16 protein-coding genes and 1 tRNA gene are annotated in these 12,757 nt (G+C 58.0%); 12 read left to right on the top strand and 5 right to left on the bottom strand.

The annotated features are described in order from the left end of the window. The first annotated feature begins 269 nt into the window (after positions 1-269). Positions 270-3,710 (top strand): pyruvate carboxylase, encoded by a 3,441-nt coding sequence (locus tag BAR1_RS10375; RefSeq protein ID WP_118942955.1) that lies wholly within the window; start codon positions 270-272, stop codon positions 3,708-3,710. Between the two features lie 152 nt (positions 3,711-3,862). On the opposite strand, the gene BAR1_RS10380 is transcribed toward BAR1_RS10375, so the two are convergent. Then, positions 3,863-4,486 (bottom strand): DUF2306 domain-containing protein, encoded by a 624-nt coding sequence (locus BAR1_RS10380; RefSeq protein WP_118942956.1) that lies wholly within the window; start codon positions 4,484-4,486, stop codon positions 3,863-3,865. An 86-nt stretch (positions 4,487-4,572) separates the two neighbouring features. On the opposite strand from BAR1_RS10380, the gene BAR1_RS17975 reads away from it, so the two are divergent. From BAR1_RS17975 to BAR1_RS10395, 3 genes are all read left to right on the top strand, one after another. Further along, positions 4,573-5,193: a TetR/AcrR family transcriptional regulator gene (locus tag BAR1_RS17975; RefSeq protein ID WP_162891744.1), complete on the top strand. Its 621-nt coding sequence runs from the start codon at positions 4,573-4,575 to the stop codon at positions 5,191-5,193. 73 nt (positions 5,194-5,266) lie between these two features. Continuing rightward, positions 5,267-5,341, top strand: a tRNA-Gly gene (locus BAR1_RS10390). Positions 5,342-5,469: 128 nt separating this feature from the next. After that, entirely contained in the window at positions 5,470-6,462 is a 993-nt protein-coding gene (locus BAR1_RS10395; protein ID WP_162891745.1) for an ABC transporter ATP-binding protein, read from the top strand. On the opposite strand, the gene BAR1_RS10400 is transcribed toward BAR1_RS10395, so the two are convergent. Beyond that, a complete protein-coding gene (locus BAR1_RS10400; protein ID WP_118942958.1) occupies positions 6,449-6,688 on the bottom strand; it encodes an Lrp/AsnC ligand binding domain-containing protein in 240 nt (79 codons plus the stop codon). The genes BAR1_RS10395 and BAR1_RS10400 overlap by 14 nt on opposite strands. Positions 6,689-6,822: 134 nt before the next feature. Here BAR1_RS10400 and hisB point away from each other — a divergent pair, with 134 nt between their 5' ends. Together hisB and hisH are read left to right on the top strand one after the other, a co-directional pair. Next, the gene (gene hisB, locus BAR1_RS10405; protein WP_118942959.1) at positions 6,823-7,410 is read left to right on the top strand and encodes an imidazoleglycerol-phosphate dehydratase HisB; all 588 of its coding nucleotides are present in this window, start codon (positions 6,823-6,825) and stop codon (positions 7,408-7,410) included. After that, complete coding sequence (gene hisH / locus BAR1_RS10410; RefSeq protein WP_118942960.1) at positions 7,411-8,052, top strand: imidazole glycerol phosphate synthase subunit HisH; 642 nt, start codon at positions 7,411-7,413, stop codon at positions 8,050-8,052. On the opposite strand, the gene BAR1_RS10415 is transcribed toward hisH, so the two are convergent. Both BAR1_RS10415 and BAR1_RS10420 read right to left on the bottom strand, forming a co-directional pair. Further along, positions 8,045-8,431, bottom strand: a complete 387-nt coding sequence (locus BAR1_RS10415) for a DUF2147 domain-containing protein (protein WP_118942961.1) — start codon at positions 8,429-8,431, stop codon at positions 8,045-8,047. The two genes, hisH and BAR1_RS10415, sit on opposite strands and share 8 nt — an antisense overlap. 118 nt (positions 8,432-8,549) lie before the next feature. After that, positions 8,550-8,942: a DUF2147 domain-containing protein gene (locus tag BAR1_RS10420; RefSeq protein ID WP_118942962.1), complete on the bottom strand. Its 393-nt coding sequence runs from the start codon at positions 8,940-8,942 to the stop codon at positions 8,550-8,552. A gap of 148 nt (positions 8,943-9,090) precedes the next feature. Here BAR1_RS10420 and hisA point away from each other — a divergent pair, with 148 nt between their 5' ends. The 3 genes from hisA to BAR1_RS10435 all read left to right on the top strand — a co-directional run bounded on the left by hisA (position 9,091) and on the right by BAR1_RS10435 (position 10,780). Beyond that, positions 9,091-9,813 carry a 1-(5-phosphoribosyl)-5-[(5-phosphoribosylamino)methylideneamino]imidazole-4-carboxamide isomerase gene (gene hisA / locus BAR1_RS10425; RefSeq protein WP_118942963.1) on the top strand — a complete coding sequence of 241 codons (723 nt, stop codon included), beginning with the start codon at positions 9,091-9,093 and terminating at the stop codon, positions 9,811-9,813. A gap of 77 nt (positions 9,814-9,890) precedes the next feature. Beyond that, positions 9,891-10,319, top strand: a complete 429-nt coding sequence (locus BAR1_RS10430) for a YqaA family protein (RefSeq protein ID WP_118942964.1) — start codon at positions 9,891-9,893, stop codon at positions 10,317-10,319. Positions 10,320-10,375: 56 nt separating this feature from the next. Beyond that, the gene (locus tag BAR1_RS10435) at positions 10,376-10,780 is read left to right on the top strand and encodes a hypothetical protein (protein WP_162891746.1); all 405 of its coding nucleotides are present in this window, start codon (positions 10,376-10,378) and stop codon (positions 10,778-10,780) included. A gap of 7 nt (positions 10,781-10,787) precedes the next feature. Here the strand turns inward: BAR1_RS10435 and BAR1_RS10440 are convergent, their stop codons facing one another. Continuing rightward, positions 10,788-11,231, bottom strand: coding sequence for a DUF302 domain-containing protein (locus BAR1_RS10440; RefSeq protein WP_118942966.1), 444 nt, complete (start codon positions 11,229-11,231; stop codon positions 10,788-10,790). A gap of 205 nt (positions 11,232-11,436) precedes the next feature. Here BAR1_RS10440 and BAR1_RS17980 point away from each other — a divergent pair, with 205 nt between their 5' ends. The 3 genes from BAR1_RS17980 to BAR1_RS10450 all read left to right on the top strand — a co-directional run bounded on the left by BAR1_RS17980 (position 11,437) and on the right by BAR1_RS10450 (position 12,757). Further along, on the top strand, positions 11,437-11,613 hold the full coding sequence (locus BAR1_RS17980; protein ID WP_162891747.1) for a hypothetical protein: 177 nt from the start codon (positions 11,437-11,439) through the stop codon (positions 11,611-11,613). A gap of 77 nt (positions 11,614-11,690) precedes the next feature. Then, entirely contained in the window at positions 11,691-12,452 is a 762-nt protein-coding gene (gene hisF, locus BAR1_RS10445; RefSeq protein ID WP_118942967.1) for an imidazole glycerol phosphate synthase subunit HisF, read from the top strand. Continuing rightward, the gene (locus BAR1_RS10450; protein WP_118942968.1) at positions 12,449-12,757 is read left to right on the top strand and encodes a phosphoribosyl-ATP diphosphatase; all 309 of its coding nucleotides are present in this window, start codon (positions 12,449-12,451) and stop codon (positions 12,755-12,757) included. Before hisF ends, BAR1_RS10450 begins: the two co-directional genes overlap by 4 nt.

A 12,757-nucleotide genomic window follows, 5' to 3' on the forward strand; every position in this document is an offset into this window, starting at 1 on the left:
GGCGCGTGGCGCAACGGGTTTGCAATGGATGCGGGTGCAGGCACTCACACATAACGACTAAATGCGATGTATCCAAAGCGCCCTCCTGGGGGAGGTCGGGCGCTGTCATTTCTGCGAAATGACGGGGAGAGCTGGAAAATCGACGGTTTTGGTAAAACGGGTTTCCCAAACCAAGACACACTCTAGTCAAATCCTTTCCCAAACCTTACAACCCCCTTAAACCCTGTCCTTCGTCAGGGGCGCATCGACCAGACCCACAGGGAGGCCACATGCCGGAATTCAACAAAATCCTGATTGCCAATCGCGGTGAAATCGCCATCCGCATCATGCGGGCCGCCAACGAGATGGGCAAGAAAACCGTCGCCGTCTTTGCCGAAGAGGACAAGCTGGGCCTGCACCGTTTCAAGGCCGACGAGGCCTACCGCATTGGCGAAGGCATGGGGCCGGTCGCCGCCTATCTAAGCATCGAGGAAATCATCCGCGTTGCCAAAATGTCGGGCGCGGACGCGATCCATCCGGGCTATGGCCTGCTGTCGGAAAATCCCGATTTTGTCGATGCCTGCACAGCGGCGGGCATCACATTCATCGGCCCCAAAGCCGAAACCATGCGCCAGTTGGGCGACAAGGCATCCGCCCGCGATGTGGCGATCGAGGCCGGCGTGCCGGTGATCCCCGCGACAGAGGTTCTGGGCGATGATATGGACAAAATTCGCAAGCAGGCGGCCGAGGTTGGCTACCCGCTGATGCTCAAGGCGTCATGGGGCGGCGGTGGCCGTGGCATGCGCGCGATCAATACCGAGGACGAGCTGGAAGAAAAACTGCTGGAAGGCCGTCGCGAGGCGGCTGCCGCCTTTGGAAATGACGAGGGCTATCTGGAAAAGATGATCACCCGCGCCCGCCACGTCGAGGTGCAAATCCTTGGCGATCAGGCTGGCAACATCTATCACCTGTTCGAGCGCGACTGTTCCGTGCAACGCCGCAACCAAAAGGTGGTCGAACGCGCCCCCGCCCCTTACCTGACCGAAGACCAACGCGCCGAAATCTGTGACCTTGGCGTGCGCATCTGCAAACACGTTGGCTATGAATGTGCCGGCACGGTCGAATTCCTGATGGACATGGACACCGGCACCTTCCATTTCATCGAGGTAAACCCCCGCGTGCAGGTGGAACACACCGTCACCGAAGAAGTCACCGGCATCGACATCGTGCAGGCCCAGATCAAAATAGCCGAAGGGAAATCCTTGCCCGAGGCCACCGGCAAAGCCAGTCAGGACGAGGTGCGCCTGAACGGCCACGCCCTGCAATGCCGCATCACCACCGAGGATCCGCAAAACAATTTCATCCCCGATTACGGGCGTATCACCGCCTACCGCTCGGCCACCGGCATGGGCATCCGTCTGGACGGCGGCACGGCCTATGCGGGCGGGGTGATCACGCGCTATTACGACAGCCTGCTGGTGAAAATCACTGCTCACGCCCAGACCCCCGATGCCGCGATCCGGCGGATGGACCGCGCCCTGCGCGAATTCCGTGTGCGCGGCGTATCGACCAACATCGCCTTTGTCGAAAACCTGCTGCGCCATCCGACCTTTCTGGACAACAGCTATACCACCAAATTCATCGACAACACGCCCGAGTTGTTCAAATTCAAGAAACGCCGCGATCGCGCCACCAAAATCCTGACCTATATCGCCGATATCACGGTGAACGGTCACCCCGAGACTGAAGGGCGCGCCGAACCCTCGGCACAGGTGAAAACCCCGCATCCCCCTGCCCCGCAGGCCGATCCCGCCCCGGGCACCCGCACCCTGCTGGAACAAAAAGGCCCGCAAGCGGTGGCCGGCTGGATGGCCGCGCAAAAGCAACTGCTGCTGACCGACACCACCATGCGAGACGGGCACCAGTCCCTATTGGCCACACGGATGCGCAGCATCGACATGATCCGCGTTGCCCCCACCTATGCCGCCAACCTGCCACAACTGTTTTCGGTCGAATGCTGGGGCGGGGCGACATTTGATGTGGCCTACCGCTTCTTGCAGGAATGCCCGTGGCAACGCCTGCGCGATCTGCGCAAGGCCATGCCCAACCTGCTAACACAAATGCTGCTGCGCGCCAGCAACGGCGTTGGCTATACCAACTACCCCGACAATGTGGTGCAGGCCTTTGTCAAACAGGCCGCGGCCAGCGGTGTGGACGTGTTCCGCGTGTTCGATTCGCTCAACTGGGTTGAAAACATGCGCGTGGCAATGGATGCGGTGATTGCCGCCGACAAGGTTTGCGAAGGCACCATCTGCTATACCGGCGACATCCTGAACCCGGACCGCGCAAAATACGACCTGAAATACTATGTGGCGATGGGCAAAGACCTGAAAGCGGCAGGCGCGCATATTCTGGGGCTAAAGGATATGGCCGGCCTGCTGAAACCGGCCTCGGCCACGGTGCTGGTCAAGGCGCTGAAAGAAGAAGTCGGCCTGCCGATCCATTTCCACACCCACGACACATCCGGCATCGCAGGGGCCACCATCCTTGCCGCATCAGACGCGGGCGTGGATGCGGTGGACGTGGCCATGGATGCATTCTCGGGCGGCACCTCGCAGGCCTGCCTTGGCTCGATCGTCGAGGCCCTGCGCCATACCGACCGCGACACCGGACTGGACATTGCCCTTGTGCGCGAGGTTTCCGATTACTGGGAGGCCGTGCGCGCCCAGTATGTGGCGTTTGAATCAGGCCTTGCCGCGCCAGCTTCCGAGGTCTACCTGCACGAAATGCCCGGCGGCCAGTTCACCAACCTGAAGGCACAGGCCCGCTCACTCGGACTTGAGGACCGCTGGCACGAGGTGGCGCAAACCTATGCCGACGTGAACCGGATGTTCGGTGATATCGTCAAGGTCACGCCCTCCTCCAAGGTGGTCGGTGATATGGCGCTGATGATGGTGTCCCAGAACCTGACCCGCGAACAGGTCGAAGACCCCGATACCGACGTATCCTTCCCGGATTCCGTGATCGACATGATGCGCGGCAATCTGGGCCAGCCCCCCGGCGGCTTTCCCAAGGCGCTGATCAAAAAGGTGCTGAAAGGCGAAAAACCCGACACATCCCGCCCCGGCGCGCACCTGCCGCCCGTCGATCTGGAACAGACCCGCACTGATCTGTCCAAGGAACTGGAAGGCTTCGAAGTGGATGACGAGGACCTGAACGGCTACCTGATGTATCCCAAGGTGTTTCTGGATTACATGGGTCGCCACCGCCAATACGGTCCCATGCGTACCCTCCCCACCCGTGCCTTTTTCTACGGCATGGAACCGGGCGAGGAAATCACCGCCGAAATCGACCCGGGCAAAACGCTGGAAATCCGCCTGCAGGCGGTGGGCGAAACCAACGAGGACGGCGACGTCAAAGTGTTTTTCGAACTGAACGGCCAGCCCCGCACCATCCGCGTGCCCAACCGGTTGATCAAATCACAAACCGCCCAGCGCCCCAAGGCCGAGGAAGGCAACCCGAACCACATCGGCGCCCCGATGCCCGGCGTGGTGGCCACCGTGGCGGTGACAGTGGGCCAGCAGGTGCACGAGGGCGACCTGCTGCTGACCATCGAGGCCATGAAAATGGAAACCGGCATCCACGCCGAACGCGACGCGGTGGTCAAGGCGCTGCATGTGCAGGCGGGCGGGCAGATCGATGCCAAAGACCTGCTGGTGGAGCTGGAGTAGCCCTTCTCTTTTGGCCAAATATCCGCGCCGCAGGCATCCTGCTGTCGCCATGCACACATACAGCCGCCTTTTGACCACTCCCGCAGCAACAAGCGCCAATTAAAGAATAGAGCAAAGGCAGGGCAACGCCCTGTCTTTTCTTTTTGGCCCCCTCACAGCGTTTGCCGGTACTGGACGAACCTTGCTCCGGCCCGCCGCAGGATCATTTCCGCAATCAACAGATTCGGAACCCAGCACATCCATGCAAGATAGGGGGAGGCTTCAGTATAGCTCATTCCACCGGCCATGAAACCCAGCAGATACAACCGCAATGTAACCGCAGCAAAGGTCAGGGCAAACGAGCGGATCATCCAGCGCCGGTGTTCGGCGATCCGTCCGGCCATTGCCAGCCGGACAGCATTTGCCGTGATCCCGATCCACAATAGCGACAGCAGCGCGAAACCGGAACTGGCGGCAATGCCCCCCTTCGCCCCAAGCGCAACGAGCAGACCCGACGCACCACCAACCAGAATTGCCAGCCCGTAAATCCGCCCGATCCAGCGATGCAATCCTGGTCGACGTGACCGCAGCCGGGGAAAAAACTGCATCGCGCCCAACGCCAGAGCAATGGGGGATGCCGAAATATGCAGGATGAACGCCAGCGGCCGCTGTTCCAGATGGCCCAGCATGTCCGGAAACGAAAGCGTAAGTGTCAAAAACGCAAACCGGTAAGACATTACCGCAATAAGCACACTTAGCACGGCCATAACTACAATCGGTATTCGGCTCTTGGCCATCGCCTTGCTCCTAACTTTACACTGTCAATTTATCCACGCTAACCCTTGAACCTTGACACTGTCAAGATGACTGATACCTTACCCCCATGACAGACCAACCCCGCCCGCATCATCATGGAAACCTGCGCGAAGCCCTGATCAGGGCCGGACTGGAACTGATGGAAGAAGGCGGGCCGGATGCCCTGACCCTTCGCAAATGCGCAAGGCATGCTGGCGTATCACACGCCGCACCCGCCCATCATTTCAATGGCTTACCCAGCCTGAAGGCGGCAATTATTGCGCGCGGATACCGTATGTTTGCCCAAACCATGTGCGACTATCGCAAGGCAGCTAAATCCGATCCACAAGCGCAACTGGCGGCAATCTGTGATGGCTATATCGCTTTCTCTCGCCAGCACACGGCAGTTTTCAAATTCATGTTCCAACCGCATAATCTGGACATTAAGACGCTCGATAAAACCACCGCAACCGAACTGGAACACGACTCAATCGCCTCTTACCGAATCCTGCAACAGGCCTGCGAACCCTTCGCGGATGAAAATGGCGATAACGCCAGCACGGAGATCATGGTCTGGGCGCTGGTCCATGGCTATGCCATGCTGTTTTGCAATCCCTGTGAAAACAGCCTTTCCCCACCGCAAACCATCCCCGATTTTTCGCATATCCTGCCAATGCTGAAATTGAAAACAAACCCTGCGCGCAAATAAAAATTTCATCATCCCTTCATTTCCCTCTTGCAGCCCGCAAAACCGGCGCTATATATCGCCTCACGATTGGTTAGCGGGCGTAGCTCAGGGGTAGAGCATAACCTTGCCAAGGTTAGGGTCGTGAGTTCGAATCTCATCGCCCGCTCCAATTGGAAACAAAACGGCGTCATCTTCGGTTGGCGCCGTTTGTTGTTCCACCCCTCGCTGATCACACCATCGTTAAAAGTGTTTGATTGTCGCCACCCCGCCCCCATGCCACCAAACAGCATGGAAAAAATGCCCAACTCTGTCTATCGCTACATCTTCCAGAAATCCCTTTGGCAACAAGTCATTGTGATATCCCTGACCTTGGTCCTGTTGCCACTGGCCCCGATCCCGCTGGAATTGCAGCGCCGGATTCTGGACGATGCGATTTTGCAAAAGGATACGGACCTGCTGTTCAAACTGGCGGGATTCTATCTGCTGGCGATGTTTGTCGCCGCCGGCTTCAAATTTGCCATGCGCACCCAGCGCGAATTGATCTCGGCCCGCGTGGTGCGCTCTTTGCGCCAATCCGTGTTTTTCTGCATGTATACCTTTGTGCCCAAACTGCACCCCGTAACCAAACCCGCGGATGTCGAACATGTTGACGAAGGGGCCGTGGTCTCGATGCTGTCATCCGAAGTGGAAAAACTGGGCGGTTTTGCCGGTTCCGCCATTTCCGGCCCGCTGCTGGCAATTGGCACGCTGGTCTCTGTGTTGGGTTACATGTTCTGGGTCGAACCTGTGGTCGCCTCGATCGCGCTGGCACTCTATTCCCCGCAATTTTTCATCGTGCCGTTTTTTCAGGCCCGCATGAACCGCCTGTCACAAAAGAAATCCCTGAAAATGCGCGAGCTGGGGTCATTTATCATGGAAAACCCTGAAGAAGACCTGCGCAACGCCGATCCGCCACCGCTGTTCAACACATTGGTCGAGGACATTCTGGGCCTGCGCACCCGTTTCATCGTCAATAAAAACATAATGAAAACCATCAACAACCTGCTGATTTCGCTTGGCCCTTTCGGTGTCATCACCTTTGGTGGCTATATGGCCATTCAGGGCACGGTCGATGTCGGCGTGATCCTTGCCTTCATTTCCGGTCTGGAACGTCTGGGCGGTCCGATCCGCGATATTGTCGGATCCTACAGCCAGATCACCGACGCACGGATGCGTTATACCACCCTGCTGGATGCGTTCTCGGACGAACACATTGATAATGCCGGTATGATGGGCCTCAAAATGCCTTGAAGGTCAGCGTTGTCAGCGACCGTTTGATCCCTTTGATATCCAGCAGATTGTCGGAAATGAATTTGCCGATGTCCTGATCTTTGGGGGTATACAGCTTTAACATCAAATCGAAATCGCCGCTGGTCGAATACAGTTCGGAATGGATTTCGCGGGCAATGATTTCCTGTGCCACCTTATAGGTCTTGCCCGGGCGGCAGCGTAGCTGAACAAATACACAGGTTGTCATGGCGATCTCCTTTATTGCGGTTGTGGCGCAAGTTGGCATGAAAACCGCACCCGCCACAAGAACCATCGCATATGGCTTGGATTCAGCCCCCACCCCGCCTATAGAACCCCTGTAACCATTTTTTGGAGGCGACAATGCGCACAGCCAAAATCACCCGCAAAACGGCGGAAACGGATATTTCGGTTGAAATCAATCTGGATGGCACTGGCCAATACAGCAATGAAACCGGTGTCGGGTTTTTTGACCACATGCTGGACCAGTTATCGCGCCACTCACTGGTGGATATGACCGTGCGTGCCAAAGGTGATCTGCACATTGATGACCACCACACGGTCGAGGATGTGGGCATCGCGCTGGGTCAGGCCCTGGTTGCTGCTGTGGGCGATAAAAAGGGGATCCGGCGCTATGGTGAATGCCACCTGCCGATGGATGATGCACAGGTGCGCTGTGCGCTGGACCTGTCCGCACGCCCGTTTCTGGTGTGGAATGTGGACATGCCCACCGCCAAAATCGGCACATTTGACACAGAACTGGTGCGCGAGTTTTTTCAGGCGTTGGCGACCCACGGCGGCATCACCCTGCATATTGATATGATCCACGGTTTCAACAGCCACCACATCGCCGAAGCGGCGTTCAAGGCGGTGGCCCGCGCCCTGCGCATCGCGCTGGAAACCGACCCGCGCAAGGCCGATGCTGTGCCCTCGACCAAAGGGATGCTCTAGGTGCTGACGGTTCTGATTGACTATGAAAGTGGCAATCTGCATTCCGCCGAAAAGGCGTTTCAACGGATGGCAGGTGAGGTGAATGCGGGCGAGGTGATTGTCACCTCGAACCCTGACGACGTGCTGCGCGCCGACCGTATCGTTCTGCCCGGTGACGGCGCCTTTCCGGCCTGCAAAAAGGCCCTGTTCGACCATTCCGGCCTGTTCGAGGCCACCCGCGAAATGGTGATCGACAAGGGCCGCCCGTTTCTGGGCATTTGCGTCGGTATGCAGATGATGGCCACATGGGGGCGCGAATACGAGAACACCGAAGGGTTTGACTGGATTGGCGGCGAGATTGTGAAGATTACGCCATCAGACCCCGCCCTGAAGGTGCCGCATATGGGCTGGAACGATCTGGTGATCGACAATCCGCACCCCGTGCTGGACGGTGTCTCTACCGGTGACCACGCCTATTTCGTGCACAGCTACAAATACGTGGTGGATGATCCGACACAACGGCTGGCACATGTGGATTACGGCGGCGATATCACCGCCATCATCGGGCGCGACAATATGCTGGGGATGCAGTTCCACCCCGAGAAAAGCCAGAGCGCGGGGCTGCGGTTGATCTCGAATTTTCTGACGTGGAAGCCTACCTGACGCGTTTCCACGTTCCTCCGCTCTGGCAAACACCCAGAAAGCACCCCTGTATCTCCAGACTGTTCCCCGACAGCGTCATTTTCAAATTATAGGTCTTGCCGTTCAAGCGCCGCCAGATGCGTCCGCCGTTATACATGCCAGTATCTGCCGGCTTTAATTCCCAGACAACCGTCTTGCCCAACAGATCGGACTTGACTTCTTTACCGTTCGAAAAGGTTCTTGTGATGGTTCCGCAAATATCTGCCCCGCATGGGGCCATTTCGACATAGGCGTATTCATTGTTCTCGGTCACTGTTTTCCAAAGACCATAGATAGGATCAGCCATGGCAAATGTTGGAACAACAGTCGCCAGAGCCACGACAACACTGGATATTTTCATCACAGGGCCTCATTTTACCAATAAAAACAAGGCCCACAATATCCGGTTAACGCCGAAAACAACAGTATCCGAAAATACGGGTATCACAGCAAGCAACATTGCCTTAAAATGCTACGGCTTATTTAATCCGCACCCAGGTGCCGCCGTTGCGGCAAATCCCGAAAACACAGCCCTTGATGGTCAGTTTGTTGCCGTTCATTGTCATCTTGGAACTATAGGTCTTGTCCCGGTCCGGCGCCCAGACCTTGCCGCTGTCGTAATAGCCGTCGCCTTCGGGCACCATGTTCCAGATGATCCGCTTGCCGATATTTTCCGATTCCAGCGGGTCGCCATTGCTGTCAAAGGATTTGACCAGAACCCCGCATATCCTGTCTCCACACATGGAAACCTTGATGTGGCCGAAATTGCCGTTGTCGTCTTTTGCCGTTTTCCAGATGCCTTCGACCGGATCGGCAAATGCGGGGGCCGCCAGTGCGATTGCAAACGCAGATATTAGTCCCAGATTTCTCATTTTGTTTCCTCCCATGGATTATTCTGTTCATCCTGCGCAGGACTTGCATCTATGGCAAGTCTTACCTTGGGTCGCCCCAATGCTTTGCATTTCCCGCCGCTTCATGCAAAACAGCGCCTGAAACATCTGCAAAGCAAGGCTTGACACCATGATCCTTTACCCCGCGATTGACCTGAAAGACGGAAACTGTGTGCGCCTGATCCGGGGTGACATGGAACAATCCACCGTGTTCAGCAACAGCCCCGATGCGCAGGCGCGCGCCTTTCAGGATGCCGGCTGCGAATGGCTGCATCTGGTGGATCTGAACGGCGCTTTTGCCGGTGAACCCGTGAACGGCGCAGCGGTTCAGGCCATCCTTGCCGCCACCGATGTGCCCGCCCAGCTGGGCGGCGGCATCCGCGATATGGCGACGATTGAAATGTGGCTGGAAAAGGGGATCGCGCGGGTGATTCTGGGCACTGTGGCGGTGGAAAACCCCGATCTGGTGCGCCAGGCCGCCAAGGCGTTTCCCGGCAAGGTGGCCGTGGGCATCGACGCCCGCGACGGGCGCGTGGCGACCAAGGGCTGGGCCGAGGAAACCGACGTGATGGTCACCGATCTGGCGCGCTCGTTCGAGGACGCAGGCGTGGCCGCGATCATCTACACCGACATCAACCGCGACGGCGCGATGCAGGGGCCGAACGTGACCGCCACCGCGGCGCTGGCAAATGCAGTGGATATTCCGGTGATTGCCTCGGGCGGGGTCAGCTCGATGGCCGATCTTGTAGCCCTGCGCGATTGTGGCGCGCCGCTGAACGGGGCTATTTCAGGCCGCGCGCTCTATGACGGAGCGATTGATCTGGATGCGGCGCTGGCGCTACTGCGAGACTGACCCCTGCCCCGCACCCGATGCGGGACCTCCCTACCGACACCTGAATTCCCACCAGACAGGAGCAAACCTTAGTCATCATGACCTCTCTCACCGCCCTGTTCCTGCTGGCCTTTTCGGCCGCCACCCTGCTGCCCGGCGGCTCCGAAGCCGCGCTGGTGGCTATGGCCTCGCTGTCCGAACACACCACCCTGACGTTGCTACTGGTGGCCAGTGCGGGCAACATCCTTGGGTCGGTGCTGAACTATGGCTTGGGGCGCCTTGCCCTGCACTACCAAGACCGCAAATGGTTCCCCGCCACCCCAGCCGCGTTGAACAAGGCACGGGGCTGGTTCACCCGCTGGGGGCAATGGGCGGTGCTGCTGGCGTGGGTGCCGATCATAGGTGACCCTATCACCGTGGCAGCCGGTGTGATGCGGATGAACTTTGCGCTGTTTTTGTTGCTGGTCACAATCTCGAAAACCCTGCGCTATATGGCGGTGATGGGGCTGGTCGGGGCGTTTTTCTAGCTTCGCCTTGACCCGTCATGCAATCTGCGAAAGGCTGCCGCCACAGGAGCGCCCGTATGGACACGCAAGCAATAGTAATGGTTTCTCTGCTGACCGCGCCGATGCTGGGGCTGGTAATCTGGGCCTTCGTTACCACCCATCCCCGCCACTCTGCCAGAAAAACCCTGTTCCTGCGAAACAAGGCCGTGGCTTTCGGGATTATAGTGATTTGCATTGTGGCCGTTACGGTTCTGGTCGCCTGGCAGGCCTATGAAATGGCGTGGTGTCACAGCGGGTTGCTGTCACCGGTAAAATGCAATCACCTGCCTGATAAAATCGGCGGCTATCTGTTTGTGATCTTTTTTCCGGGCACCGCCTATCTTGTCGTTATCTGCCTGCCTGCATTGTTGTTGATGGGAATTGCCGAATGGATCACCCGCCGCAAATACCGGAACTTCCTGACCGAAAATGCGACGGGATAAAGAACGGCTATTCAGCCACAGCCTTGCCTGTCAACGCCCCCAGCACCTTGGTCAGTTTCATCACGATCGGCGCATCTGCCGGAATGTCATATGGGGCCAGCATGTCGGCGGGGTTTTCATAGGCCAGCCACACCTTGCCATCAGCGTCCTGATAGGCCAGCACACGGGCGGGCAAAACCAGACCGGCCAGCGGGTTCATCTGCATGGCGGGCGTGCCCACCTCGGGTTTGCCGAAGATCAGCAGGGCCATCGGATCCAGTTCCTCGTTGATCATTTTGGCGCCTTTGGCATGCTCCACACGGGCAAACACCTTGGCCCCCGCCCCCTCAACTACCCCCGTCAAACGGTCCAGCGATTCAGCCACCGAATAGGGGCTGGCAACTTTGATGATTTCGGCATTGGCAAGGGTGGCCGCCAGCGAAATGGCGGCAGCAAGGGCAAATTTAAACATTGATAAACTCCGTATCAGGTTGGGGTGCGCGTATCTGTGCGACCCTCGTCAATGCACCGGCTTCTGTCAAAACAGTTTACATAACTTCCCCGTGATCACGCAATAAATCGCCGACGATCAATGCGTTATAGGCAGCACCTGTCGCTATTGACTCCCTTTCATAAACCGTCATCATCCTCGGAATTGTTTTATCGGAGTATATATTGTGAAATATCTGTTAACCCTGCTTTTTGCCCTATCCCCCGCCATCGCATCAGCCGAAGCCACAGGCGGTTATAGCTATGGCTTTGGCAATGATATTGCAGGCATAGTCTTTGTTGGCGCATTGGTTCTGGTGGCCATAATTTTCATCATCTGGAAGAGACGCAAAGGCCGCAAATAACCCCCTACCTGCAACAAAACCGAATCCGGTGCAAACCCGCCATTGTCACCGGCGCGCTGGCCTTTTATGACAGGGGCATGTTGAAAACCCGTATCATACCCTGCCTTGACGTCGCCGATGGCCGCGTTGTCAAAGGCGTGAATTTCGTTGACCTGATCGACGCCGGTGATCCGGTGAACGCCGCGCGGGCCTATGACGCCGCAGGTGCTGACGAGCTGTGCTTTCTGGACATCAAGGCCACCCATGAAAACCGCGGCACTATGTTTGATCTGGCCACCCGCACGGCCGAGCAATGCTTCATGCCGCTGACCATCGGTGGCGGCGTGCGCAACTCGGATGATGTGCGCAACCTGTTGTTGGCGGGCGCCGACAAAGTGTCGTTCAATTCCGCCGCCGTGGCCAACCCCGATGTGATTGCCGATGCGGCCAACCATTTCGGCAGCCAGTGCATCGTGGTGGCGATCGACGCCAAAACGGTACGCCCCGGCAAATGGGAAATCTTTACCCACGGCGGGCGCAAAGCCACGGGGATTGACGCGGTGGAATTCGCCAAATTGGTGGTCTCCAATGGCGCCGGAGAAATCCTGCTGACCTCGATGGATCGCGACGGCACCAAACAGGGCTTTAACCTGCCCCTGACCCGTGCCATTTCGGACGCGGTGCCGGTGCCGGTGATTGCCTCGGGCGGGGTCGGCACGCTGGACCATCTGGTCGAGGGGGTGACCGAAGGTGGGGCATCCGCCGTGCTGGCCGCCAGCATCTTCCACTTTGGCACCTACACCATTGCCGAGGCCAAACAACACATGGCCAACGCAGGCATCCCGATGAGGCTGACATGAACGCACTTGAACAACTGGCCGCGACGATTGAAGCCCGCAAAGGGGCTGATCCCGACACATCATGGACGGCAAAATTGCTGGCCAAAGGGCCGGAGAAATGCGCCGAGAAGTTCGGCGAAGAGGCGGTGGAAGCGATCATTGAGGCCGTCAAAGGCGACCGTGCGGCGCTGACCTCTGAGGCCGCCGATGTGCTCTATCACCTGCTGGTGATGCTTGCGTCCCGCGACGTGGCGCTGGCAGATGTTCTGGCCGAGCTGGAGCGGCGCGAAGGCATGTCGGGGATCGAGGAGAAGGCGGGGCGGTAA

Origin of the sequence: Profundibacter amoris, from assembly GCF_003544895.1 — a bacterium.
Taxonomy (GTDB): Bacteria; Pseudomonadota; Alphaproteobacteria; order Rhodobacterales; family Rhodobacteraceae; genus Profundibacter; species Profundibacter amoris.